Source organism: Citrobacter sp. LUTT5, from assembly GCF_009905315.1.
Classification (GTDB): Bacteria; Pseudomonadota; Gammaproteobacteria; order Enterobacterales; family Enterobacteriaceae; genus Citrobacter; species Citrobacter freundii.
Map to the genome: position 1 here is coordinate 4,933,145 of NZ_CP047606.1, position 25,073 is coordinate 4,958,217.

22 protein-coding genes and 4 tRNA genes are annotated in these 25,073 nt (G+C 52.3%); 5 read left to right on the forward strand and 21 right to left on the reverse strand.

Features of this window, described 5'->3' with window-relative positions; all coding sequences use genetic code 11:
- Positions 1-30: 30 nt before the first annotated feature.
- On the reverse strand, positions 31-234 hold the full coding sequence (locus GUC46_RS23440) for a lipoprotein (RefSeq protein ID WP_003017937.1): 204 nt from the start codon (positions 232-234) through the stop codon (positions 31-33).
- A 138-nt stretch (positions 235-372) separates the two neighbouring features.
- Here GUC46_RS23440 and cyaY point away from each other — a divergent pair, with 138 nt between their 5' ends.
- Complete coding sequence (gene cyaY / locus GUC46_RS23445) at positions 373-693, forward strand: iron donor protein CyaY (protein ID WP_003828967.1); 321 nt, start codon at positions 373-375, stop codon at positions 691-693.
- Positions 694-787: 94 nt separating this feature from the next.
- Here cyaY and cyaA read toward each other — a convergent pair whose 3' ends face one another.
- Positions 788-3,334 (reverse strand): class I adenylate cyclase, encoded by a 2,547-nt coding sequence (gene cyaA / locus GUC46_RS23450; RefSeq protein WP_003017946.1) that lies wholly within the window; start codon positions 3,332-3,334, stop codon positions 788-790.
- A 390-nt stretch (positions 3,335-3,724) separates the two neighbouring features.
- Between cyaA and hemC the strand changes: the two genes are divergently transcribed.
- From hemC to hemY, 4 genes are read left to right on the forward strand one after another with little or no spacing between them, the layout of a single operon-like run.
- The gene (hemC, locus tag GUC46_RS23455; protein ID WP_003841203.1) at positions 3,725-4,666 is read left to right on the forward strand and encodes a hydroxymethylbilane synthase; all 942 of its coding nucleotides are present in this window, start codon (positions 3,725-3,727) and stop codon (positions 4,664-4,666) included.
- Positions 4,663-5,403: a uroporphyrinogen-III synthase gene (hemD, locus tag GUC46_RS23460; RefSeq protein ID WP_003017952.1), complete on the forward strand. Its 741-nt coding sequence runs from the start codon at positions 4,663-4,665 to the stop codon at positions 5,401-5,403. Before hemC ends, hemD begins: the two co-directional genes overlap by 4 nt.
- Before the next feature lie 21 nt (positions 5,404-5,424).
- Entirely contained in the window at positions 5,425-6,600 is a 1,176-nt protein-coding gene (gene hemX / locus GUC46_RS23465; RefSeq protein WP_003017955.1) for a uroporphyrinogen-III C-methyltransferase, read from the forward strand.
- A gap of 2 nt (positions 6,601-6,602) precedes the next feature.
- Positions 6,603-7,802, forward strand: a complete 1,200-nt coding sequence (gene hemY, locus GUC46_RS23470) for a protoheme IX biogenesis protein HemY (RefSeq protein WP_130714430.1) — start codon at positions 6,603-6,605, stop codon at positions 7,800-7,802.
- A gap of 455 nt (positions 7,803-8,257) precedes the next feature.
- Here the strand turns inward: hemY and GUC46_RS23475 are convergent.
- The 19 genes from GUC46_RS23475 to GUC46_RS23565 form a co-directional block, all read right to left on the reverse strand.
- Positions 8,258-8,334: transfer RNA gene (locus tag GUC46_RS23475), tRNA-Pro, on the reverse strand.
- A gap of 41 nt (positions 8,335-8,375) precedes the next feature.
- Positions 8,376-8,461: transfer RNA gene (locus GUC46_RS23480), tRNA-Leu, on the reverse strand.
- A gap of 20 nt (positions 8,462-8,481) precedes the next feature.
- Positions 8,482-8,557, reverse strand: a tRNA-His gene (locus tag GUC46_RS23485).
- A gap of 56 nt (positions 8,558-8,613) precedes the next feature.
- Positions 8,614-8,690 (reverse strand) — tRNA-Arg (locus GUC46_RS23490).
- 102 nt (positions 8,691-8,792) lie between these two features.
- A complete protein-coding gene (locus GUC46_RS23495; protein ID WP_003017961.1) occupies positions 8,793-10,178 on the reverse strand; it encodes an amino acid permease in 1,386 nt (461 codons plus the stop codon).
- Between the two features lie 277 nt (positions 10,179-10,455).
- Positions 10,456-11,196: a lipopolysaccharide N-acetylmannosaminouronosyltransferase gene (wecG, locus tag GUC46_RS23500; RefSeq protein ID WP_044702228.1), complete on the reverse strand. Its 741-nt coding sequence runs from the start codon at positions 11,194-11,196 to the stop codon at positions 10,456-10,458.
- Positions 11,196-12,551: an ECA oligosaccharide polymerase gene (gene wzyE, locus GUC46_RS23505; protein WP_003017967.1), complete on the reverse strand. Its 1,356-nt coding sequence runs from the start codon at positions 12,549-12,551 to the stop codon at positions 11,196-11,198. Before wzyE ends, wecG begins: the two co-directional genes overlap by 1 nt.
- Complete coding sequence (locus tag GUC46_RS23510; protein ID WP_044714762.1) at positions 12,548-13,627, reverse strand: TDP-N-acetylfucosamine:lipid II N-acetylfucosaminyltransferase; 1,080 nt, start codon at positions 13,625-13,627, stop codon at positions 12,548-12,550. Before GUC46_RS23510 ends, wzyE begins: the two co-directional genes overlap by 4 nt.
- The gene (wzxE, locus tag GUC46_RS23515) at positions 13,624-14,874 is read right to left on the reverse strand and encodes a lipid III flippase WzxE (RefSeq protein ID WP_160180759.1); all 1,251 of its coding nucleotides are present in this window, start codon (positions 14,872-14,874) and stop codon (positions 13,624-13,626) included. The genes GUC46_RS23510 and wzxE overlap by 4 nt, the downstream gene beginning before the upstream one ends.
- Position 14,875: 1 nt before the next feature.
- On the reverse strand, positions 14,876-16,006 hold the full coding sequence (rffA, locus tag GUC46_RS23520) for a dTDP-4-amino-4,6-dideoxygalactose transaminase (RefSeq protein ID WP_130714424.1): 1,131 nt from the start codon (positions 16,004-16,006) through the stop codon (positions 14,876-14,878).
- A gap of 4 nt (positions 16,007-16,010) precedes the next feature.
- Positions 16,011-16,688 (reverse strand): dTDP-4-amino-4,6-dideoxy-D-galactose acyltransferase, encoded by a 678-nt coding sequence (gene rffC / locus GUC46_RS23525; protein ID WP_048234256.1) that lies wholly within the window; start codon positions 16,686-16,688, stop codon positions 16,011-16,013.
- Positions 16,666-17,547, reverse strand: a complete 882-nt coding sequence (rfbA, locus tag GUC46_RS23530; protein WP_003017976.1) for a glucose-1-phosphate thymidylyltransferase RfbA — start codon at positions 17,545-17,547, stop codon at positions 16,666-16,668. Before rfbA ends, rffC begins: the two co-directional genes overlap by 23 nt.
- Positions 17,548-17,580: 33 nt before the next feature.
- Positions 17,581-18,648: a dTDP-glucose 4,6-dehydratase gene (gene rffG, locus GUC46_RS23535; RefSeq protein WP_057064541.1), complete on the reverse strand. Its 1,068-nt coding sequence runs from the start codon at positions 18,646-18,648 to the stop codon at positions 17,581-17,583.
- The gene (wecC, locus tag GUC46_RS23540; RefSeq protein WP_130714423.1) at positions 18,648-19,910 is read right to left on the reverse strand and encodes a UDP-N-acetyl-D-mannosamine dehydrogenase; all 1,263 of its coding nucleotides are present in this window, start codon (positions 19,908-19,910) and stop codon (positions 18,648-18,650) included. The genes rffG and wecC overlap by 1 nt, the downstream gene beginning before the upstream one ends.
- A complete protein-coding gene (gene wecB, locus GUC46_RS23545) occupies positions 19,907-21,037 on the reverse strand; it encodes a non-hydrolyzing UDP-N-acetylglucosamine 2-epimerase (protein ID WP_032950621.1) in 1,131 nt (376 codons plus the stop codon). The genes wecC and wecB overlap by 4 nt, the downstream gene beginning before the upstream one ends.
- Before the next feature lie 55 nt (positions 21,038-21,092).
- The gene (gene wzzE, locus GUC46_RS23550; RefSeq protein WP_003829003.1) at positions 21,093-22,139 is read right to left on the reverse strand and encodes an ECA polysaccharide chain length modulation protein; all 1,047 of its coding nucleotides are present in this window, start codon (positions 22,137-22,139) and stop codon (positions 21,093-21,095) included.
- Positions 22,140-22,151: 12 nt separating this feature from the next.
- Entirely contained in the window at positions 22,152-23,255 is a 1,104-nt protein-coding gene (wecA, locus tag GUC46_RS23555) for a UDP-N-acetylglucosamine--undecaprenyl-phosphate N-acetylglucosaminephosphotransferase (RefSeq protein WP_003017991.1), read from the reverse strand.
- 238 nt (positions 23,256-23,493) lie between these two features.
- Positions 23,494-24,753 (reverse strand): transcription termination factor Rho, encoded by a 1,260-nt coding sequence (rho, locus tag GUC46_RS23560; RefSeq protein WP_002437993.1) that lies wholly within the window; start codon positions 24,751-24,753, stop codon positions 23,494-23,496.
- 87 nt (positions 24,754-24,840) lie between these two features.
- Positions 24,841-24,960 carry a rho operon leader peptide gene (locus GUC46_RS23565; protein ID WP_049259789.1) on the reverse strand — a complete coding sequence of 40 codons (120 nt, stop codon included), beginning with the start codon at positions 24,958-24,960 and terminating at the stop codon, positions 24,841-24,843.
- Positions 24,961-25,073 lie beyond the last annotated feature (113 nt).

Consider the following 25,073-nt stretch of genomic DNA (forward strand, 5'->3'; position numbering starts at 1 on the left):
GGTACAGAAATGTAAAATCTATTCCTGCCGTTAGTAATTCACCTGAGAAGGCCCATCACTAATCCCACGATCGTTTTTCTCAGGCGTGGTGGATTGCGATTGCGGCTGAACGCTCTTGGTCGGAGGCGGCGCGGTTTTATCAGCTGGTGGGAAATAGAGCGGGCCTTTGAGCCCACAGCCCGTCAGGCTGAACAGAGTAAAAATGACAGCGAGTGGCTTTAACACGTTTTTCATTATCGATTGCCTGTAAAGTTCATGCTTTCTGTTTTCTATCATCGCAGGAGAAGGCGTAAAAGCAAGAGTTTGGCTAAAAACTGCATCGCGATTTATTCCACGTTATACTGCGGGCATCACGAAAAATAGGATAAGAAAATGAACGACAGTGAATTTCATCGCCTTGCTGACACCCTGTGGATGACCATTGAAGAACGTCTGGATGACTGGGATGGCGACAGCGATATTGATTGTGAGATCAACGGCGGCGTTCTGACCATCAGTTTCGAAAACGGCAGCAAAATTATCATTAACCGTCAGGAGCCGCTGCACCAGGTATGGCTGGCGACCAAACAGGGCGGCTACCACTTTGACCTGAAAGGCGACGAGTGGATCTGCGACCGAAGCGGCGAAACGTTCTGGGATCTGCTGGAACAGGCGGCAACGCAGCAGGCGGGTGAAGAGGTGAGCTTCCGCTAAGTGTGATTGCCGGATGCGCTTCGCTTATCCGGCCTGGGTATCTCGCGCATTTGGAGGCCGGATAAGGTGTTTACACCGCCATCCGGCACTATGCTTAAGAGAAATACTGCTGCAACTGAGGCGCGTCGTTGTCCTGATTAACGGGCGGAACAGCGCTAATCGGCTGGGTGCGGAACGGAATCACCTGCGCGCGCCCGTCGGTTTTCACAATCTGATAGAACTGCGGCAGGTTAAAGTTGATGAAACTGGAGCCGTAGGTAAAACGATCGTGCGACGATGAGTAGAAACGGCTGACGTCGCGTACCAGTTCCTCTTTACTACCTTCGCAGTGGTGATACACCTCAGCCCGATTGCTTTCGTCCAGAATGTAGATATTAAAGCCCTGCTCATCACCCGTTTCTTCGAAAAAGAACTGAATAATCCCTTCACTGGCAAAACCGTCTACCACCGACGGCAGTTTCACATGGTTGGTCTCAACCTGGACGGAAAGTCCGTGCAGTTTGTTATGTGAAATCGCGCCATAGAATTCAATCGCGTTTTCCAGCTTCTGCACCGAGACGTTCAGACGTTCGAAGAACAGCCCCCACGTCTGGCCGGAAACACGCAGCGCTTTGAAGCGTCCGGTTTCCTGACGGGTGCTGGACAGACGTAATTCGATGCACTCAGACACCAGTTGCTGAACGCGGGTGCGAATTAAACCGCGCAGATGCTGGCTATAGCAGAAGACCTCGACGCTATCTGGCGGCGCGGCATCCTGGTGCATTTTGCCCAGAATCGTTTTTAACGCTTCAATCATCGCCTGCTCGCCGTTGAAGTGCAGCGTACGCACCTCATTCCACGAGTTGCGGTACAGCAGGTCTACGCTACCCACCAGGCATTTTTGCTCTTCACCAAAACTGAAGACGTCCAGCTTACGGAAATCAAAATGCACCACCTGATTGCGAAACGCTGCCGTCGGGTCATATTCGAGGTTAACGATAATCGCCAGATGGCGAATTTCGCATGGGCTATAGAGCGCTTTCGGCGTTGGCGCAGGTAGTCGCAGTGGGAAGTGGTGCGACACGTCGGCGACCATTTCCTGCAGCTTCGGCAAATCAACAATGCCGTTGCCCTTAATAAACAAATGCGTACGCGAGGTCAGCAAGCCATTGAACCAGGCCCACGCCACCAGCTTGTTGAGATAGCGGTTATATTCCAGCGGCTGATGGCTGATGATCGAGTCCATGTTAGGCGCGCGGTTGTAGAGATACCAACCCGAACGGTTGGCACGACCCGGCGGTACATGGATAAAGGTCAGATTCGGTTCCGAGAGATCCGGAGATATCTGCGGGTTCACCAGCGTGACCTTACCCGGCAACGCTTCAAACGCAGCATACAGCTTACGGGTCAGCACGCCGATATCCTGCGGACTGGCGCTGACGCTGAGGTTATTGCGCCGCGCAAAGCGGATCAGGTTACGATAGCTCTGCATCATCGCATCGAGCAGTTCGTTATGCGCTTCACGTACCTGGTCAATCTTCCAGTTAGCGCGGTTATCCAGCATGGTCAGACGGGTGTCATCCCAGCCCCACTCTTTCACTAACTGACTTAATACTTCACGACGCCAGCCCACGCAGGCGCGCTCGCGGCTCAGTTTCTCGCACACTTTTAAGTAGAAACATCGACGTACTAAATCCAGGCGAGTCGGATCTTCGATCGCCGTGAGGTATTCGGTAACGCGCTCCAGCATCATGCAGTAAGGGTCAAGACCAAAAGAGACGATCTCGCCATCATGCAAGCGCTGTTTAATGTCTTTCGCCAACAGGCGTGGGTTGGGATATTCCCAGGAATAGGCTTCCAGCAACAGCGTTTTCAGCACCGCTTTATACGGGGAGTCGATACTCTTGTACAACTGCCAGAGGCTGGCGCCAAAGTACTCTTCGGCGGAAAGCGAACTGAGTCCGCCGAGATCCAGCCATTCGTTTGGCGTTAACACCCCCTGTGCGTAGAGCGTCATGACGTAATCGTCGTAGTGCTCTTCTTCGTCGCCCGGCACCATATTCCACAGAATACGTTTACCCGCGAGGCGCACAGCGGTGCGATAGAATTCATCCAGCAACAGGATATGCTGCGTCGAACCACAGTCTTCACCACCCAGACTGCCGCTTTCATTGTGACGGAAACGGTTTTCATCAATCAGGAAGAAACTGACTTCCACACCCAGCGAGGCCGCCCAGCTTTCCAGCAGGCTACATTTTCGCTGCAGCAGCTGGCGCTCTTCGCTATCCAGCCAGGATTGATGGCAGACCCAGATATCAAGGTCAGACGAACAGCTTTGCCCTACCGAAGAGGTACTGCCCATTGAGTAAACGCCGGTGATCGGCAGTTCGCCCTTCGGCGGGTCCTGCGGCGACATACCGCGGTACAGTTCCAGCTCGTTCAGGTAGTGGCGTTGGGTTTCATCAGGCGTGTAAAGGCATATGCCCTTGGGAACGTTACCATCAAGGTAACCCGGCATCAGCGGATGGTGGTAGTGCAATAATGTCGGCAGCAGACTGTATACCTGCTGGAAAGCAGGTCCCATGGCAGCAAGCGCGCGATCCACACGCAGTTGATTTATGGCATCCAGTCTCTGTTTCAGAGTCTCAATATAGAGGTACAAGACGTATCGCCTGATGTTGCATCCGTCATGGCGTCGATAGCAGCGGCGCAAACGCTCACCACCCTCGTCATCAGTCCGGATAAACCGTATGTCAAAAATAACCGTTACCTTTTTCCCCTGCACTTTTATTAGTTACAGATGAAAAAATGGTCTAAAACGTGATCAATTTAACACCTTGCTCATTGACCGTAAAGAAAGATGCGCTACATACCAGTGTAGCACCGTTCGTTACGTGTAAATTCCTTCATACGGTCGGGAGGTTTTTCTCGTCATTATTCACTGACAGTGATGATGCAGCGCCTTTCCTCTCACTTACGTTTGAGCGTAACGCTGACATCCCTTTGATAAGGATGTTAGGATGGTCAATGATTGATAATGACGGTAACAAGCATGTTAGACAATGTTTTGAGAATTGCCACACGCCAAAGCCCCCTTGCGCTCTGGCAGGCACATTATGTCAAAGACGCCTTAATGGCAAACCACCCAGGTCTGATCGTGGAACTGGTTCCTATGGTAACCCGTGGCGATGTGATCCTTGATACCCCGCTGGCGAAAGTCGGAGGGAAAGGGTTGTTTGTTAAAGAGCTGGAAGTCGCGCTGCTGGAAAAACGCGCCGATATCGCCGTGCATTCCATGAAGGATGTGCCGGTTGAATTCCCTGACGGTCTTGGACTGGTCACCATTTGCGAGCGAGAGGATCCGCGTGATGCTTTCGTCTCAAATAAGTACAACACGTTGGATGAACTCCCCGCAGGCAGCATCGTTGGGACATCCAGTTTGCGTCGCCAGTGCCAGTTGGCGAAGCGTCGCCCGGATCTCGTCATCCGTTCGCTGCGCGGCAACGTAGGCACGCGCCTCAGCAAACTGGATAACGGCGATTATGACGCCATTATTCTGGCGGTCGCTGGATTAAAACGTTTAGGTCTTGAGTCGCGAGTCCGTACCGCTCTGCCGCCGGAAGTCTCCCTGCCCGCTGTCGGACAAGGCGCAGTAGGCATAGAATGTCGACTGGATGATATGCGCACTCAGGCGCTGTTAGCGCCGCTCAACCATGAAGAAACCGCGCTACGCGTCAAAGCAGAACGCGCCATGAACACCCGCCTGGAAGGGGGATGTCAGGTACCTATTGGTAGCTATGCCGAAATCATCGACGGTGAGATTTGGCTACGTGCGCTGGTCGGCGCGCCAGACGGTTCACAGATGGTATGCGGAGAACGTCGCGGCGCCACACAGGATGCCGAACAGATGGGCATCTCTCTGGCAGAAGAACTGCTGGAGAACGGTGCGCGCGCCATTCTGGCTGAAGTTTATAACGGAGAAGCACCCGCATGAGTATTCTGGTCACCCGCCCGTCTCCCGCTGGGGAAGAGTTAGTGAGCCGTCTGCGCACACTGGGGCAGGTGGCCTGGAGTTTTCCGCTCATCGAGTTTTCACCTGGTCGGGAACTGGCAACGCTTGCTTCCCGACTGTCGGCGCTGACGGAGAACGATCTGGTCTTCGCCCTCTCGCAGCACGCCGTTACCTTTGCAGATGCCGAGCTTCAGCAGCAAGAGAAAAGCTGGCCATCCCTTCCGCAGTATTTTGCCATTGGCCGTACAACGGCGCTGGCGCTGCATACTGTTAGCGGCTTCAATATTCACTACCCTCTGGATCGGGAAATTAGCGAAGTCTTGCTACAATTACCTGAATTACAAAATATTGCGGGAAAACGCGCGCTTATATTACGCGGCAACGGTGGCCGTGAGCTGATAGGTGAAACCCTGACGGCACGCGGAGCCGATGTCGATTTTTGTGAATGTTATCAACGCAGTGCAAAATATTACGATGGTGCAGAAGAAGCGATGCGCTGGCAATCCCGTGGCGTAACCACGGTGGTCGTCACTAGCGGAGAGATGCTACAACAGCTCTGGACGCTTATTCCACAGTGGTATCGTGAGCACTGGTTACTACGCTGTCGGCTGCTGGTCGTCAGTGAGCGTCTGGCGCACCTCGCCCGGGAACTGGGCTGGCAAGATATTAAGGTCGCTGATAACGCCGACAACGATGCGCTACTACGCGCATTACAATAACTCTCATAATGGGATGCCATAATGACGGAACAAGAAAAATCCTCCGCCGTGGTTGAAGAGACCAGGGAGGCCGTGGAAACCACGTCACAGCCAGTTAATACTGAAAAAAAGAGTAAGAACAGCACGGCGCTGATTCTGAGCGCTGTGGCGATTGCTATTGCGCTGGCAGCAGGCGTTGGGCTGTACGGCTGGGGGAAACAACAGGCAACAACACAAACGGCAACCAGCGATGCGCTGGCGAACCAGCTGACGGCACTGCAAAAAGCGCAGGAAAGCCAGAAAGCTGAGCTGGAAGGTATTATTAAACAGCAGGCAACGCAGCTGGATGAAGCCACTCGCCAGCAGGCCGCGCTGGTCAAACAGCTTGATGAAGTCCAGCAAAAAGTCGCCACCATCTCCGGCAGCGATGCTGGAACATGGCTGCTGGCGCAGGCTGATTTCCTGGTGAAACTGGCTGGTCGCAAATTATGGAGCGATCAGGACGTCACTACCGCCGCGGCGCTGCTGAAAAGCGCCGATGCCAGTCTGGCAGATATGAACGACCCGAGCTTAATTACCGCGCGACGTGCGATTACTGACGATATCGCGAGCCTCTCCGCGGTGACTCAGGTCGACTATGACGGCATTATCCTGAAAGTGAATCAACTCTCTAATCAGATCGATAACCTGCGTTTGGCCGACAACGACACCGACGATTCACCGATGGACTCGGACAGCAGCGAGCTTTCCAGCTCGATTAGCGAATGGCGCGTCAATCTGCAAAAAAGCTGGCAGAACTTTATGGACAGCTTTATCACCGTGCGCCGTCGTGATGAAACTGCCGTACCGCTGCTGGCACCGAACCAGGACGTTTACTTACGTGAAAATATCCGTTCCCGCCTGTTAGTAGCTGCACAGGCCGTGCCGCGTCATCAGGAAGAGACATACCGCCAGGCGCTGGAAAATGTCTCCACATGGGTGCGTGCTTACTACGACACCGACGATGCAGCGACCAAAGCGTTCCTTGAAGAAGTAGACCAACTGAGCCAGCAAAGCATCAGTATGGATGTCCCGGAAACGCTGCAGAGTCAGGCTATTCTCGACAAGTTAATGCAGACCCGCGTACGTAATTTACTGGCGCAACCTGCCACAGCACCGGTAGCAGCAGCGCCAGCGCCTTCGACAGACGCTCCGGCAACCGCGCCGCAAGGAGAATAATGATGCTAAAAGTATTGTTGCTCTTTGTGCTGTTGATCGCCGGGATCGTCGTCGGTCCGATGATAGCCGGTCATCAGGGCTATGTGCTGATCCAGACGGATAACTACAATATCGAAACCAGCGTGACGGGCCTGGTGATCATCCTGATCGTCGCCATGGTCGTCCTGTTTGCGATTGAATGGCTGTTGCGCCGAATTTTCCGCACCGGCGCACATACCCGTGGGTGGTTTGTGGGTCGTAAACGTCGTCGCGCCCGTAAGCAGACCGAACAGGCGCTGCTCAAACTGGCAGAAGGTGACTATCAGCAGGTTGAGAAGCTGATGTCGAAAAATGCCGATCATGCAGAACAGCCAGTAGTGAATTACCTGCTGGCGGCAGAAGCGGCTCAGCAGCGCGGTGACGAAGCTCGCGCCAACCAACACCTTGAGCGTGCTGCCGAACTGGCGGGAAATGATACGATCCCGGTAGAAATCGCTCGCGTTCGCCTGCAACTGGCGCGTAATGAAAATCACGCCGCACGCCACAGCATAGACAAACTGCTGGAAGTAACGCCACGTCATCCGGAAGTGCTGCGTCTGGCTGAGCAGGCCTACATTCGCACCGGCGCATGGAGTTCCTTGCTGGATATCATCCCATCCATGGCAAAAGCGCAAGTGGGTGATGACGAGCACCGCGCCATGCTGGAACAACAGGCATGGGTTGGCTTGATGGATCAGGTCCGTGCCGATCAGGGCAGCGAGGGGCTGCGTGCATGGTGGAAAAACCAGAACCGTAAAACCCGTCATCAGGTTGCTTTGCAGGTAGCAATGGCTGAACATCTGATTGAGTGTGACGATCACGATACGGCGCAGCAGGTCATCATTGATGGTTTGAAACGTCAGTACGATGACCGCCTGGTGCTACCGATCCCGCGTCTGAAAACCAATAATCCGGAGCAGATAGAGAAAGTGTTGCGCCAGCAGATTAAAGCCGTGGGCGATCGCCCGTTGCTGTGGAGTACGCTGGGTCAGTCGTTAATGAAGCATGGGGAATGGCAGGAAGCCACGCTCGCCTTCCGTGCCGCTCTCAAACAGCGCCCGGATGCCTATGACTACGCCTGGCTTGCTGACGCGCTGGACAGACTGCATCAACCGGAAGAAGCCGCCACCATGCGTCGTGATGGCCTGATGTTGACGTTGCAGAACAACAATCCCCCGCAGTAACTCCTGAATGCCCGGTGGCGCTTTCGCTTACCGGGCCTACATATTTTTCATCTCGTATACACAAAATCATTCGAGAAGCAGCTCGAAGGATTTTGTGTATGCATAAAAAAACGCCCGCTCGGTAAGGAGCAGGCGTTAAACAGGTCTGTATGACAACATAAATGGGTGCTTCACTCAACGTTATGTCCATGGTGTTTGATGAGGCTACGCGACATCTGTCTGTGGACGATAAGCACCGTAAACGGCTCTGCATCATTCCTGAGTTTATGAGGCCAGAGGGCGAACATAAGAGATGGAATGAGCATCTACCTGCATATTATTGCACAAGGCATGCCACGATTGCACTGCAAAAACCAGGTATTCGGACTTTTTAAGACATCAGGTAATTCGCGGGAATAAAGGCAGAGAAGGGAAAATCAGAAAACAAAAAACCCCGCCGAAGCGGGGTTCAAAATTGGTCGGCGAGAGAGGATTCGAACCTCCGACCCACTGGTCCCAAACCAGTTGCGCTACCAAGCTGCGCTACTCGCCGTTTTACTGCTTTTTGAATTTTTAGTTCAATTCTTTAAGTCGTGGTGCGAGGGGGGGGACTCGAACCCCCACATCCTAAGGACACTAACACCTGAAGCTAGCGCGTCTACCAATTCCGCCACCTTCGCATTTCACAACTTTAAATTAATGGGGTGGCTAATGGGATTCGAACCCACGACAACTGGAATCACAATCCAGGGCTCTACCAACTGAGCTATAGCCACCACTGCAAATCTTTTACGCGGTATTAAAACCACCGCAGCTCTGGCACCCTACTAAATGGTGCGCCCGACAGGATTCGAACCTGAGACCTCTGCCTCCGGAGGGCAGCGCTCTATCCAGCTGAGCTACGGGCGCTTAGCGCCGTTGCGGGGCTGGATATTACGGAGGTCTCGGTCTTCTGTCTAGTGCTTTTTTAAAATAAATTATCGTTTGGTCATGGTTTGTGCGTTTTGTCGCTTATTCCCGCAATTTATGGGCTGTGCCATGACGATTCAGACCAAAAACCTTATAAATGAACGTCACGGCCAACAAGAAACCCATGCCAACAAAAAGCGACATTCGGGTATCTTCATTAAAGTACATGCCAATTAATACGCAAATCAGGAACGCCATCGTCAAATAATTCGCCCACGGGAACAGAATGGAGCGGAATGGATGACTGGCAATCGCCGCTTTATGCGCCTGACGGAAACGCAGCTGGCTTATCAGGATCACAAACCACGGCACCATCCCCGGCAACACGCTGGCGCTATAGACATAAACAAACACGCGCTGCGGATTGGGAATGATGTAGTTCAGGCACGAACCAATCAGCAGGATCGCGATAGAAATGGCCACGCCGGCAACCGGTACGCCATGGCGAGAAACTTTCCCAACAGCGGCGGGGAGTTGGCGATTCTTGGCCAGCGCGTAGAGCATACGCCCACAGCTGTACATACCGCTGTTACAGCCAGACAGCGCCGCCGTCAGGACCACAAAGTTAATAATCCCCGCCGCGGCGGTAATACCAATCTTGGCAAAGGTGAGAACAAACGGACTGCCGTTGCTGCCAATCTCATTCCACGGGAAAATAGTGACGATAACAAAAATTGCGCCAACGTAGAAAATCAGGATACGCCACAGCACTTTACCTACCGCGCTACGCAGCGTGACCTGTGGGTTCTTCGCTTCACCTGCAGTAATGCCGATCAGCTCCACGCCCTGGTAAGAAGCCACGACAATACACAATGCCGTCAGGAAGCCCTTCCAACCACCAGCAAAGAAACCGCCGTGTTCGGTCAGGTTGCCAAAGCCGATCGCCTGACCGCCATTACCAAAACCGAAGAAAATCACCCCTAACCCAATGACGATCATCACAATGATGGTGGTCACTTTGATCATGGCAAACCAGAACTCAATTTCACCATACAAGCGAACTGCGGCGAGGTTCGCCAATGCAACCAATCCGACCGCGATCAGTGCGGGTATCCATTGCGCCATTTCCGGGAACCAGAACTGGACGTACACCCCGATGGCGGTAATCTCTGAGATCCCCACCGCCATCCACATAAACCAGTATGACCAGGCGGTGAGATAGCCAAAGAAGGGGCTCATATAACGGTGAGCGTAAACAGCGAATGAACCGGCAACCGGCTCGAGGAATAACATCTCCCCCATAGAACGCATAATGAAAAATACGAACAGCCCAGCGACGATATACGCCAGCAGAACCGAAGGTCCCGCCCATTTCAGGGTACTGGCGGCCCCCATAAACAGCCCGACGCCAATAGTGCCCCCGAGGGCAATTAATTCGATGTGACGAGCCTCCAGCCCACGCTGTAGCTCAGGTTTGTTCTCGGCCATAAATCCTCTTGTTGTGTTTGCATACTGTCCGGTATTACCGGTTCTCGTTATGGGTACATCTTGTTATGTCATAACAGGCCATACGACACCGACCGCTTAGCGATTGGCGTCAAAACTCCACGGCACTGAAATGATTGTTGCGAATGGTTTCCTAAAATCGCTTAAATGGCAATTAAAGCATTCAAAAAATGAATACATTGTGCGAGAAAGCAGCGATTATGTTGTAAATAAGTAGCGTAATTAGCAGATCACGCTACTTATCAGAGGAGAGAGGGCGTCAGAGGTTGCCGGTATAGTGCCAGCGGAGATAGCGTAATAAGCGAAGTTGTCGAGTAATACGGCTCGGTTGCGACAATAAGCGATACAGCCACTCCAGCCCCAGATTTTGCCAGATTTTAGGCGCACGCTTAACGTGACCGGTAAAGACGTCGTAGGTGCCACCCACGCCCATATACAGCGCGTCAGGGTGAGTCTTGCGGCAATCACGCATAAAGATCTCTTGTTTCGGCGAACCCATCGCCACCGTCACAATTTGCGCGCCGCTGGCGTGAATACGCTCAAATAACGCCTGACGCTGCTCTGGGGTAAAATAACCATCCTGGCTACCCACAATGTTCACACGCCACTGTGCACGTAGTTTTGCTTCTGTTTGCGCCAGAACTTCAGGCTTGCCACCAACCAGGAAAACAGGCGTTCCGTTTTGCCCAGCTCGCGCCATCAGCGCTTCCCAAAGGTCAGCACCGGCCACACGTGAAACCTGCGCCTGTGGGAATTTTTTGCGCACCGAACGCACCACGCTAATCCCATCCGCATATTTGAACTCCGCGGCGTTGATCAGCTCCCTCACTTCAGGATTATCTTCTGCTGTCAGCATTTTCTCAGCGTTGATAGCCACCAGCGTTCCTGACCTGAGGTGTCCTTCGGCAAACAGGTAATTCAGCGCATGTTGCATATCGCGCCAGCCAATCAGTTGTAATCCGCGCAGCGAATACAGCGGCGCAGTTATGTTATCTGTCATTACGATCCTTCAATTTGTGTCCGGGGCAGCGACTTGATTCGTTTATGGATGAGTCCTGCGCTATCGAATAGCCAAAACAGCAGTTTTGCCATCAGTAGGCAAACGCCAAAAATCACGAGGAAAAAGACCACTCGCGAGACAAACGAATCCAGCCCTTCACGTGCCAACACGATCATATTGAAAATGGCGCCAAAACAGAAACTGTGCAAAATCGCCGCCTTATAGCGATTGGTTTCTTGGTTACCTAGCTCATACAGCCAGTCGAACCACTTGATAATGAGTCCAACGACAATCGCGCCTAATGGTATAAAAAGCGCCCCGCCCATCACCACCAGTGAACCAATTAACGTCGGCGAAATCGCCAGTCCTGAGTGGTTGTTCAACACTTCCCAGGTAAAGTAGTTCGCTGAGTTGAGTACAATACTCGGCCGCCCAGGCCACAGCCAGGAAGGAATAAAGACGTAGAAGTCACGGACGATCGGCGCCAGCCCCTGGAACTCAATATTGTGGTAATTCTGCAGCAACAGCGCCAGGTTCTCCCACGGCGAGAAGGTGTCGCGCGTAAGGTACAGGAACGTATAGAACGCCTCATCGCCGCTAACGCTCATTCCGTAGCGCTTCAACGCCAGCCAGAACATCCCGACAATACCCAGCACGCCTGCTGCGACCAACATCCACAGCGAAATCCAGCCGCGAATAATGCCGATAAACAAGAAGATGGCAAACGCGATAATGATATTGGCGCGCGTCCCACCCACAATCATATAGGTCAGCAAACCAAACGCGACGGTACTCACCAGGAAGAACAACCACGCTTTGCTGTCCTGACGCAGGAAATAAACCACCAGCATGGCCGGAATGAAGAAGTAGAAGAAACGCTTCAGAGCGACCCCAGAGACTTCGCTGGAAAAAATCTGGCTATAGGATTGCAGTCTGAACAGCAGGAATCCGTTGTGCATAAAGAAGACGCCCACGCTCACCAGCGCAATCGCCATCAGGATAACCCAGGTCAAATGGGCTTCAACGCGATTGATGGTAAACAGCGGCCTGCGCGGCTTACCCTCTACTCGCTTACGCAATCGCGTTTTATACGTCACGTAGTAGACGGCATAGAAACAGGCTGCTGACAGCAAGGCCTGCAGCAGGATCTCCGGCGGAGCCACTGCCACATCAAAGCGGAACACCAGGATGCTGGTTAACGGGAATCCGAAGAAGAACGTCAGCAAGAACAACAATGAGAAGAAAACATTGAAGTTAAAACGTACGCGGCGGAACTCAAACCAGGTCAGCGTGGCGATAAATAAGGTAGAGAGCAGCCAGACTACCAGCAGACCGCTGAATTGCATCAGGCTCATACGGTTTCTCCTGAAGCAATGCGCAGCGCGTTATACCACGGCTGCAGATAATTCGGGCTAAAGAAGGTAATCGTGTTTTTATCTACCGATGCCAACTGGCGCTGCGCTTCACGTACGACGCCTTCATTGAGATCATCCGTGGTAAATAACACTGGAAGATTCTGTTCCACCATATCCTGCCAGAAGGGATTTTCACGGTTGAGCACGCACGGGATACCCGCCTGGATCAGCAAACACAGGGTACCGATCCCCTGCTGTCGGGCAAAAATAAAGTAACCCAAATCGCATTGCCGCAATAATGTTAGATAGGCATCAAATTCCAGCTTTTCACTTAAAATTTGCAGATTATCAGCGCTAAATAATGCCATACCGGCCTGGCGAACCTCGTCGATATAGGCCTCATTATTGGCGGGATAACCCATCGGCACAATCACGTTCACCGTGTCGCCGAACTGCTGATGGACAGCACGCAGCGCGGCAACATGCTCATTGCTGCGATCGCCAGAGTTGCCAACCAGCACCGTCATCTTGCCGCTGCGCTGACAATCATTGCTCATGTTATTGAGTGAAGGATCCATTCGCGTTGGGAAATAGAGCAACTCACCCCGTACATGCGGATGTTGCTCGGCGAAATAACGTAAATCGCCCCGTGTGGCAAACACGCAGCCCACGCGATTCTGCGCCATGCGGCGAATCGGGTAAAACAGGCGGAATTTCAGCCCACTGGAGACTTCGTATAAATCAGCACCCCAGATATGCCAGTAAAACTGCGTCGGTTTAATTCCCCCGCCCAGCAGCGCCAACCACAGGCTGGTGTTGAACTGACCGTGGAAGAAGAATCGCTGTTGGCGATTCGCTTTTGCTTTCGCGATAACTGCTTCGGCTAACGCTTTTTTCCCGCTGTAAAAACTCAGCGATAACGCCGGGCAGCTCTCACTGAATCCCGCATCCTGACCGGCAACCATAAACGTGCGCGCGTGCTCGCTCGTCGCGGCAAGCGAGTCGTTGAAAAACCGCAACACGGTTTGGTTATGGTGAGGGATATCCGATCCCAGAACGTGAATCAGTACAGTCATGCCCGCCTACGCCAGAGTAAAAACACGCCACAACAAAGTGAAAAATAGACGATGTACGTTGCCATATAAGCCTGTGCCGCTCCCAGCGCACCATGTGCAGGGATCAGCCAGTGAGCAAACATCGTCAATAACATGAACTGGCTAATTTCAGCCAAAATATAAAACCGCAGCGACGCTTTCGCGATCACCAGATACCCAAAGACATACGCCCCCACTTTCAGCACATCGCCGACCAGTTGCCAGGCAAACAGGTCGCGCATGGCGGTGAATTTTGCGGAGAAAAGCAGCCAGATTGCAAAGTCACGCAATAGCCAAACGGTAAAGCTCGCGGCGGCAACTGCTGGTAGCACGAACTTCAGCGACTTAACCACCTCGCGCGTAATGTCGCGCTTTTCAGTGAGTCGCGACAACGTCGGCAGCAAGTAAACGCTGAATGAAGCGGTAATGAATTGCAGATAAGCATCAGAGATACTGCTTACCCCCTGCCAAATCCCCACATCATCCCAACTGTACTGCGCCGCCAACAGGTTTCGCATCATTACGTATGCCACAGGCAACGTTACGGAGGTAATCAGCGCCATCAGCGTAAACTTGCTTAGCTGTCCAGCCAGACCGTTATCCCACGAGGGTTTCAGGTAATGCAGCGGAATCGCCCCACGCTTAATCAGCATAATAGCGGCGGGGATAACGACCAACGCGGGCACTAACGCCAGACCCAGCAAAGCGCCTTCATACCCTCCCAGGCGATAACAGCCATAATAAGCCACTACGCCCACCAGACTACCCACAATCAGCGACAGCGCGTTACCCGCCGCATCGCGAAACCCCTTCATCAACGCCAGCAGCAGATTCGCCCAGGCAATGCCCATCTGCACCAGCGCAACCAGTCTTACCAGCCCCTGATAATGAGTATGACCAAACAATCCCTGACTGATTGGTGCGGCCGCCAGCAGAAAAATCACCGCCATCAGCGTAGAGAATCCCAGCACCATCGCGGAAGATGTACCGACGACCTTGTGGAGCTGGTTCGGATCGTCATGGTGCTGCGCAACATATTTCGTGACACCGTTGAAAATGCCGGCCCCCGCCAGGACACCAAGCACGGTGACCATCTGGCGGAAGTTACCCGCCTGCCCCACGCCTGCCGGGCCAAACGACACCGCCAGCAGCTTCACGACCAGCAAACCCGCACCAATTTTTACCAGCGTACTGGCTGCCGTCCATAAGGACGCTTTAGCAAGCGACATTTCAGGCGAAGTAGTTGAGTAAGGTCGAAATTACCGTTCGCTGGTTGACCGGCGACAGGTTGTAGAACAGCGGTAAACGCAGCAAACGCTCGCTCTCTTTGGTGGTGTAACGATCAACACCGGCAAATACGCCGAATTTGTCGCCAGCCGGGCAATCATGCAGCGGGATGTAGTGGAACACCGCCATAATTTCAGCTTCTTTCAGGAAGTTAATCAACGCCGTGCGATCGTCGATATCGCGCAGCTTGATGTAAAACATATGGGCGTTTTGCACGCAGCCGTCTGGTACAGAAGGCAGCTCGATACGTCCAGCACGCGCCAGCGGTTCAAGAGCATCATAGTAGTTCTGCCACAGCGTCAGACGCTGCTGGTTAATGCGGTCCGCTGCTTCCAGCTGCGCCCACAGATAGGCGGCCTGTAGATCGGACATCAAATAGCTGGAGCCGATATCACGCCAGGTATATTTATCTACCTGGCCACGGAAAAACTGGCTGCGGTTTGTCCCTTTTTCACGGATGATCTCTGCACGTTCGACTAATTTTTTATCATTAATCAGCGTCGCACCGCCTTCACCACCTGCGGTATAGTTTTTGGTCTCATGAAAGCTAAAGCAACCGATGTGACCAATCGTCCCCAGCGCCCGACCTTTGTAAGTCGACATAACGCCCTGGGCCGCATCTTCCACCACAAACAGGTTATGTTTGGTCGCCAGCGCCATAATAGTATCCATTTCGCAGGCCACGCCTGCGTAATGCACCGGCACAATCGCGCGGGTTTTGTCGGTGATCGCCGCTTCAATCAGCGTTTCGTCAATGTTCATGGTATCCGGGCGGATATCAACAAAGACAATTTTCGCGCCTCGCAGCACGAAAGCATTGGCCGTGGATACAAACGTATAGCTTGGCATAATGACTTCGTCGCCAGGCTGGATATCCAGCAGCAATGCCGCCATCTCAAGCGATGCGGTGCAGGAAGGCGTCAGCAATACTTTCTCGCTGCCAAAATGCTGTTCCAGCCACTGCTGGCAGCGACGGGTAAAACCGCCGTCGCCACACAGTTTGCCGCTGTTCATCGCAGTCTGCATGTAATCGAGTTCAGTGCCCACCACCGGCGGTGCGTTAAATGGAATCATCGTGTCACCTGTATAACCAATACGCGGTGCTTTCCACATTCGCACCACTGTGTATATAACGTTTAAGCGCGGCGGTATTGCCCATTTGGGTCGCCACACGCAGTGCTGTTTTACCGTGAGCCTGCGCCCAGCAAAGCGCGGCCTGCATCAGTTCTGCTCCCGCCCCACGCCCGGCTAGCAGGCCAATTCGCGCCTCGGTCGCATTCAGTTCACGCAGCGAGACATAGCCACGAATCTCACCTGTTGGTGTACGAAAAACGAGGCATTGATGATCGAACGTCCCCAGCACCGCGTTTTCAATCCACTGCGCATAAAAACGCGCGCTGGCATCTGCGGCATACCACGGGGCGCGAAAACGACTTTGCGCGAACGCCTGTCCTGCCAGATGGCGTAATGCAGGGATATCCGTAGTTTGTGCGACCTGCGCACCGGGGTCACCATGCGCACACGTCACTGGCAGCACAAAATCCACTTCACCTTCAACCAGTGAGAAGCCCATTTGTTGCAGGGCATCTAATGCTTGGGTATTGGCGGCAGGTATTTTTGCCTGTACCCGCGACCAGGGCTGCAACGCATCCGCAGTCAGAACCGACGCGTGTTGGTCAAAACGCACAATAGCGCTATGCACGCCAAAGAACGTATTTTCCCAGCTAAGCGGCTCAATACTGGCGCGGACGAGCACGGAGCAGCTCCAACAAATATTGGCCATATCCCGTTTTGGCCAGTGAACTGGCGGCACGCTTCACGCCTTCGTCATCCAGCCAACCGTTACGCCAGGCGATTTCTTCCAGACAGGCTATTTTAAAGCCCTGGCGTTTCTCTACCGTCTGCACAAAAGTACTCGCTTCGATCAAACTGTCATGCGTACCGGTATCAAGCCAGGCAAAACCACGCCCAAGCAACTCTACCGTCAGGTGTCCGTCATCAAGATACATCTGATTAATGGACGTAATCTCCAGTTCTCCACGCTCAGACGGTTTTACGCGTTTTGCATATTCCACCACTTTACTGTCATAGAAATAGAGTCCTGTCACCGCCCAGTTAGACTTCGGTTCTTTCGGTTTCTCTTCCAGTGAGACTGCGCGAAAATTTTCGTCAAACTCAACAACACCAAAACGTTCAGGATCCATCACCTGATAGCCAAACACCGTCGCGCCTTGCGTTCGGGCAGCCACATGACGCAGTTTTGGACTAAATCCCTGACCAAAGAAGATATTGTCTCCTAACACCAGACATGATGGTTCACCGTTAAGGAACGTTTCACCAATGATAAACGCCTGTGCTAATCCATCCGGACTGGGTTGCTCAGCATAGTGCAATTCAATGCCGAACTCAGATCCATCGCCCAGTAAGCGCTGGAAATAGCCTTTATCTTCCGGTGTAGTGATAATCAGGATTTCGCGAATTCCCGCCAGCATCAATACTGATAACGGGTAGTAAATCATCGGCTTATCGTAAATAGGCAATAGCTGCTTTGATACGCCACGCGTAATGGGATACAGGCGAGTACCTGAGCCCCCCGCCAGAATGATACCTTTCATGCGTTGTCTCCTCCGGGAGCCAAAACCAGGCTGTTAGCCCTTCAGACCTAAACGTTCGCCCTGGTAACTGCCGTCCTGCACGGGTTTCCACCATGCCTGATTAGCCAGATACCACTGCACGGTTTTGCGCATTCCGCTTTCAAACGTTTCTTTCGGCATCCAGCCTAGTTCACGCGCAATTTTCGACGCGTCAATGGCATAACGCAAGTCATGACCCGGGCGATCGTCCACAAAAGCGATCAAGTCGCGGTACTGCGCGATACCCTGCGGCTTTTGCGGTGCCAGCTCTTCCAACAGGCTGCAAACTGTTTCGACAACCTCCAGGTTTTTACGCTCGTTATGGCCACCAATATTATAAGTTTCTCCCACCGCGCCCGCTTTCACCACACAATAGAGCGCCCTTGCGTGATCTTCTACATACAACCAGTCACGGATCTGTTGTCCATTGCCGTATACCGGTAACGCTTTTCCCGCCAATGCATTAAGGATCATCAGCGGAATCAGTTTTTCCGGGAAATGGTACGGACCATAGTTGTTAGAACAGTTGGTTATCAGTGTTGGCAGACCGTAGGTACGTAGCCAGGCACGGACAAGATGATCGCTGCTGGCTTTCGACGCGGAATAAGGGCTGCTCGGCGCATACGGTGTGGTTTCGGTGAAGAAATCATCCGTAGACTCCAGGTCGCCATACACCTCGTCAGTCGAGATATGGTGGAAACGAAACGCTGATTTTTTCTCGCTGGTTAAATAACTCCAGTAAGCACGCGCCGCTTCCAACAGCGTGTAGGTTCCCACAATGTTAGTTTCGATAAAGGCGGCCGGACCATCAATGGAGCGATCGACGTGGCTTTCTGCCGCCAGATGCATCACGCAGTCCGGTTGATAGTGTTGAAACACCCTGTCAAGCGAAGCTCGATCGCAGATATCGACTTTCTCAAAAGCAAAACGAGGATTCTGTGCAACCGACTCCAGCGACATCAGGTTTCCAGCATAGGTCAGCTTATCGACCACAACTACCGCATCCTGAGTCTCCTGAATGATATGCCGAACAACCGCAGATCCGATGAATCCAGCTCCACCGGTAACCAGAATTCGTTTCATTAGCGCCAGACCCCTTTGGTATCAACGACATATTGCTGGTGAACCGCATCGCCTTTAATGGCTTTAAATTCATTGTGGTCGACCAGCAAGACCAGTACATCGGCGCTTTCCAGGGCATCGTCCAGCGTTGCCAGTTGGCACAGACCGTCCAGTTTTTTCGGCAGTTGATGGATATTCGGTTCCACCACCAATGTTTCGCCTTTGTGCCAATGCGCGATACTTTGCGCAATTCCCATCGCCGGGCTTTCACGTAAATCATCAATATTCGGTTTAAATGCCAGACCAAAACAGGCAATTTTCACTTCGCTGGCCCGTTTATTGGTATCCGCCAGACAGTCGGCCACGGCAGCTTTTACCCGATCGACCACCCAATGAGGCTTACCGTCGTTTACCTCACGCGCGGTGCGAATCAATTTCGCCTGCTGCGGGTTCTGCGCCACGATAAACCACGGATCAACCGCGATACAGTGCCCGCCAACACCCGGACCCGGCTGCAAAATATTCACGCGCGGATGGCGATTTGCCAGGCGAATCAGCTCCCAGACGTTGATCCCCTGATCGGCGCAAATCAGCGACAACTCATTAGCGAAGGCGATATTGACGTCGCGGAAGCTATTTTCAGTCAGCTTGCACATTTCCGCAGTGCGGGCGTTGGTCACGACACATTCCCCTTCAAGGAAGATGTTGTACAGCTCACTGGCACGTGCGGAACAGACTGGGGTCATGCCCCCAATCACGCGGTCGTTTTTAATCAGCTCAACCATCACCTGACCTGGCAGCACGCGTTCAGGGCAATAGGCAATATTGACGTCAGCCTGTTCACCGACCTGCTGCGGGAAAGTCAAATCAGGACGCATTTCAGCCAGCCATGTGGCCATCTGTTCGGTAGCCCCGACAGGCGACGTCGATTCAAGGATCACCAACGCGCCTTTTTTCAACACCGGTGCAAGAGACTTGGCTGCGGCTTCAACGTAGACCATATCGGGTTCGTGCTCCCCCTTAAACGGAGTAGGCACAGCAATCAGAAAGGCATCCGCATCTACAGGGGTTGTGGTCGCACGCAGAAATCCATTTTCGACCGCCGTTTTCACCACGGCGCCCAAATCTGGCTCAACGATATGAATTTCACCGCGATTAATGGTATCCACCGCGTGTTGATTTACATCTACGCCAATCACATGCTTTTGACGGGAAGCAAAGGCAGCCGCCGTCGGCAGTCCGATATAACCCAGCCCAATGACAGAAATGGTCGTAAAACTCATAGCGATATCCGATTATTTTTTAACGCGTGTAAAATGCGGCCACATGCCTGCCCGTCACCATACGGATTATGGGCGCGGCTCATGGTCTGATATTCATTATCGTCATGCAGCAAACGCGTGACTTCTTCGACAATACGCTGCGGGTCTGTCCCTACCAGACGTACTGTACCTGCAGTAATCGCTTCCGGACGTTCCGTCGTTTCGCGCATCACCAGTACTGGTTTCCCCAGAGATGGGGCTTCTTCCTGAATCCCACCGGAGTCGGTCAGGATCAGCCAGGCATGATTCATCAGCCAGACAAACGGCATGTAATCCTGCGGTTCAATCAGGATGACGTTTTCAACGTGACCCAGAATGCGATTCACCGGTTCGCTGACGTTAGGATTCAGGTGCACCGGATAAACAATCTGCACGTTCTGATTGGCCGCAGCAATTTCCGCCAGCGCATGGCAAATGCGTTCAAAACCGCGACCGAAGCTTTCCCGACGATGACCGGTCACCAGTATCATCTTTTTATCTGAGCTCAGGAAAGGATAATGCTCTGCTAATTCAGCACGCAATTCATCGTTCGCCAGTACACGGTCGCGAACCCAGATCAACGCATCAATCACCGTATTGCCTGTGACGAAAATACGATTTTCGGGAATAGCTTCCCGTAACAAATTTTGGCGCGAGTTTTCTGTTGGCGCAAAATGATACATAGCCAGACGCCCGGTCAGCGTACGGTTCGCCTCTTCCGGCCAGGGAGAGTAGAGATCACCAGTACGTAAACCCGCCTCCACATGCCCTACCGGAATACGCTGATAGAACGCAGCCAGACTCGTGGCAATGGTGGTTGTGGTATCACCATGAACCAACACCACATCAGGTTTAAAATCAGCCAGAATTGGCTTTAATCCTTCCAGTATTCGGCAGGTAATTTCTGTTAGTCCCTGACCTGGCTGCATAATGTTGAGATCGTAGTCAGGTACAATGGAAAAGAGGTTCAACACCTGATCGAGCATCTCGCGATGCTGCGCCGTGACGCAAACTTTTGCCTCAAAATCAGGATCTTTTGCCAACGCATGAACCAGAGGTGCCATTTTTATGGCCTCTGGTCGCGTGCCAAATACAGTCAGTACTTTCACATCGATTCTCTTCGGATTGGCAGTGAGGGCCCAGCCCCTCACTGCAACGATATTGCTAAATCGTGCGGCGGCGGGTTAACGCGACACCAGCACCGATCAGGGCCCCAACGATGCCCCACATAATCATCAGGAAAGCACGACGAGGGCTGTCACGTTTTACCGGTTCTTCCGGCGTACGCAAATAACGATAGGTCTGAAAACGCGGATCCAGAGTTGGCCCAACGTTCAGTGTGTTAAGCATGGCTCGGTTTTGGAAGTAGTCCAGATCGAAATCGGGACCAACAGATTGCAGGTTTTCGAGTCGTGCCTGCAGCATAGGGCGTCCAAGCAAAAACAGTTCAGAATCCGGTAATTCTTCAGCCGGAACGTCAGTGGAAGTACGCGAAATATTATGCTGTTCAGCAATTTTGAGTGCCTGCTCAATGTTGTGGACTCGGCGAGAGAAAATCGATTTCGCCACTTCTTCCTGGCGTTTAACCTGCGCCTTCATCTGCACGGTGCGTGCAGCCCAGGCGCCCTTCAACTCATCATTCAGATGACGCGCAGCACGCTGACTGGCAAACGCCACGTACTGACGCAATAGATTGTTGGCATCAGGTGCCGTCTCGGCAATCAGCTTCACGCTGTCATTGGTATTACGAACCGCATCGCCAGGCATAAACTGAATGTTATTGATCAGTTCATCCAGCATCGCCGCATCGGCTTTGCTGTTACCCACCATACGTTGCTTGTAATAATCAGTCTGCTGCCAGAATTCACGACGCGTATCCCAGGAAGCAAGTTGCATGATGAATTCTTTATAGGCTTCATCCATCACTGACGGCTGATCCGCTGATGCAAGACTGGCCTTGATGTCCAGGTTACGTAAGAACTGCTGCTGAGAGTAATAGCCGCCCAACATATTAACCGTTGGCCTGTCTGAAATCGCCGTTGCGCTCCACTCCTGACGAGCAAAAAACGTATAGGCGAGAGCGACTAACGCGAAGGCGAGAGCCATACCGACGATCCACACCTTCCCTGTCCACAAAGTACGAAACAACCCACGGATGTCCAGTTCATTTTCAGCGCTCATGGCATGTTCCCCCGGTAATGGTTGTGTCATCGTACCCTCAATTTATTTGGTTAAGTTTGGTTTACTGTCACGGTTTCTACGCAACTTGCGCTTCCAGCGTTTGATAAATCTCGCCACCTTCCAGGCGCGTTTTATACAGATGTCGTACAGGACAAACGCCAGTAAAAAGAGCACCAACATCACCCATTCCGGGACAATACGAGAATATTCAGCCAACACGCCGATAGAAGCCAGGATCGCAGCAGCCAGCGTAATCAGGACAAAAGCCTGTCGGGAAGTAAACCCGGCGCGCATGATTAAATGGTGAATATGTTGGCGATCCGGGGAGAAAGGGCTCATGCCTTTACGTAAACGGCGATACATAATTGCCACCATATCCATTAACGGAATGGCAATAATCCACAGAGCCGTGACCGGGCTAATAGGATGCGTTGGCCCCTGGGTAGTCTCCAGCAGAATCCAAATCACCGTGAAGCCAATCAACGTACTTCCCGCATCCCCCATAAAGACTTTATAGCGGCGTCCGAGAATCCCCAGGTTCAGTAGGATGTAAGGCAGAATGGCGGCGATCATGGCAAAACACCAGATTGCCAGGCTTGTCTGGCCATCGAACCACAGAATAAGCCCCATCGCTGCGAATGAGACGCTGGATAGCCCACCGAGCAGACCATCGATCCCATCGACCATATTGAAGGCGTTAATCGCCGCCCAAACGGCAAACAGGGTCAGGAAATAACCAAAAGGACCGAGCACCATCTCCCAGGGGCCAAAAATATAGCCAAGGCTTAGCAGATAGAGTTTGCCCACTGACATCATAATGATGCCAATAAGGGCCTGGATGGTCGCGCGGATTTTTACACTGATATCAAAGCGGTCGTCCAGCGCACCAATAAACACCAGTACACCGGCACAAGCCAGGTAGAGAGTCGCATGCGGGATATAATAATCGGCGATGAGGAAGGTAAAGCAAATGCCTGCGTAAACCGAAATCCCCCCAACCAGCGGAATCAGTCCCTGATGACGTTTGCGGAAGTTGGGTTTATCCACCAATCCAATCTTTTTCGCGACCTTGCGGGCAAAGAAAAGAAACAGCGTTGTGAATAAAAAAATACTGATGAGATCAGTACTTGCTGTCAGTAAATTCACTATACATACTCTCAGAGAATATCAATATATGAAGTATAACCATCCAGGCGATTATTCAGAAGAGAAACCCGATTCCATATCAGGTGGTTCTGTATGATTATTAACCACAAAATACGAATTACAACCCTTCGTCACCAGGCGGTATGTCATACCGGATTATTATTATTGTGTCGTTAAGATTACATCCACAAAAGCAAAACGCCACGTAAAAACGTGGCGTTTTCAGATGATGCCCGAATCAGGAACGCTTCATCATATCGAAGAAGTCGTCATTGGTCTTGGTCATCGCCAGTTTGTTAATGAGGAATTCCATTGCGTCGATTTCACCCATAGGATGGATGATTTTGCGCAGGATCCACATTTTCTGCAGCTCTTCCTGGGTAGTGAGCAGCTCTTCTTTACGGGTACCAGAACGGTTGTAGTCGATAGCCGGGAAGACGCGTTTTTCAGCAATCTTACGGGAGAGATGCAGCTCCATGTTGCCGGTACCTTTAAACTCTTCGTAGATAACTTCATCCATTTTAGAGCCGGTATCAATCAGCGCAGTCGCGATGATGGTCAGGCTACCGCCCTCTTCCACGTTACGTGCAGCACCAAAGAAACGCTTCGGACGATGCAGGGCGTTGGCGTCCACACCACCGGTCAGTACTTTTCCGGAAGCAGGAACCACGGTGTTATATGCACGTGCCAGACGAGTGATGGAGTCAAGCAGAATGATAACGTCTTTCTTGTGTTCAACCAGACGTTTCGCCTTCTCGATAACCATTTCCGCAACCTGAACGTGGCGGGAGGCAGGTTCGTCAAAGGTAGACGCAACCACTTCACCTTTCACCAGACGCTGCATCTCGGTAACTTCTTCCGGACGTTCGTCAATCAGCAGCACCATCAACACGCAGTCAGGATGATTGTATGCAATGCTCTGCGCGATGTTCTGCAGCAGCATGGTTTTACCCGCTTTCGGCGGAGCAACAATCAGACCACGTTGGCCACGACCGATCGGCGATGCCAAATCCAGTACACGAGCCGTTAAATCTTCAGTAGAACCGTTACCACGCTCCATACGCAGACGAGAGTTTGCGTGCAGCGGCGTTAAGTTCTCAAAGAGGATTTTGTTACGGGCGTTTTCTGGTTTGTCGTAGTTAACTTCGTTAACTTTCAACAGCGCAAAGTAGCGTTCACCTTCTTTCGGCGGGCGAATCTTACCAGAAATGGTATCACCAGTGCGGAGGTTGAAACGGCGGATTTGGCTGGGAGAAACGTAGATGTCATCAGGACCGGCGAGGTAGGAGCTGTCTGCAGAGCGGAGGAAACCAAATCCATCCTGCAATATCTCCAGCACACCGTCACCAAAGATATCTTCGCCACTCTTTGCGTGCTGCTTCAGGATGGCAAAAATAATGTCCTGCTTGCGCATACGAGCCAGGTTTTCAAGGCCCATATTTTCGCCGAGAGTGATCAGCTCAGAAACCGGCGTATTCTTTAATTCGGTAAGATTCATAATGGTGTGAGTTCTTAAACTTGGGGTAAATCTCGAACTTAATGTTGTGAATGGTATGGCAGGGTCATCCATGCCTGTTTACGGCCATCAACTCATGTCTGTTCGCTGTCTGGTCACAGGAAAGTACGCAGAACTGAAACGACAAGACGGATTGAGTGACAAGCCAGGAATCTGTCCACTTCTCGCGCGAGAAACAACGGGAAGTATTGGATATAACTAGATTCAAACTTAATAAGGTATGTTTAATACGAAGTCAACACTAACTTAGCACGACTCAAGTCGGGCGTCCAGTCATCCGAATCATTTCGAAGTATGGTCGC

Bases quoted from the DNA above. Each gene is read 5' to 3' on its own strand.
- wzxE (WP_160180759.1), bottom strand. From the start codon at position 14,874: ATGTCGCTTGCTAAAGCGTCCTTATGGACGGCAGCCAGTACGCTGGTA.
- cyaY (WP_003828967.1), top strand. From the start codon at position 373: ATGAACGACAGTGAATTTCATCGCCTTGCTGACACCCTGTGGATGACC.
- wzzE (WP_003829003.1), bottom strand. From the start codon at position 22,139: ATGACACAACCATTACCGGGGGAACATGCCATGAGCGCTGAAAATGAA.
- rho (WP_002437993.1), bottom strand. From the start codon at position 24,753: ATGAATCTTACCGAATTAAAGAATACGCCGGTTTCTGAGCTGATCACT.
- wecC (WP_130714423.1), bottom strand. From the start codon at position 19,910: ATGAGTTTTACGACCATTTCTGTCATTGGGCTGGGTTATATCGGACTG.
- GUC46_RS23495 (WP_003017961.1), bottom strand. From the start codon at position 10,178: ATGGCCGAGAACAAACCTGAGCTACAGCGTGGGCTGGAGGCTCGTCAC.
- hemC (WP_003841203.1), top strand. From the start codon at position 3,725: ATGTTAGACAATGTTTTGAGAATTGCCACACGCCAAAGCCCCCTTGCG.
- hemD (WP_003017952.1), top strand. From the start codon at position 4,663: ATGAGTATTCTGGTCACCCGCCCGTCTCCCGCTGGGGAAGAGTTAGTG.
- rffG (WP_057064541.1), bottom strand. From the start codon at position 18,648: ATGAAACGAATTCTGGTTACCGGTGGAGCTGGATTCATCGGATCTGCG.
- wecG (WP_044702228.1), bottom strand. From the start codon at position 11,196: ATGACAGATAACATAACTGCGCCGCTGTATTCGCTGCGCGGATTACAA.
- rffA (WP_130714424.1), bottom strand. From the start codon at position 16,006: ATGATTCCATTTAACGCACCGCCGGTGGTGGGCACTGAACTCGATTAC.
- wzyE (WP_003017967.1), bottom strand. From the start codon at position 12,551: ATGAGCCTGATGCAATTCAGCGGTCTGCTGGTAGTCTGGCTGCTCTCT.
- rfbA (WP_003017976.1), bottom strand. From the start codon at position 17,547: ATGAAAGGTATCATTCTGGCGGGGGGCTCAGGTACTCGCCTGTATCCC.
- hemY (WP_130714430.1), top strand. From the start codon at position 6,603: ATGCTAAAAGTATTGTTGCTCTTTGTGCTGTTGATCGCCGGGATCGTC.
- GUC46_RS23440 (WP_003017937.1), bottom strand. From the start codon at position 234: ATGAAAAACGTGTTAAAGCCACTCGCTGTCATTTTTACTCTGTTCAGC.
- GUC46_RS23510 (WP_044714762.1), bottom strand. From the start codon at position 13,627: ATGACTGTACTGATTCACGTTCTGGGATCGGATATCCCTCACCATAAC.
- hemX (WP_003017955.1), top strand. From the start codon at position 5,425: ATGACGGAACAAGAAAAATCCTCCGCCGTGGTTGAAGAGACCAGGGAG.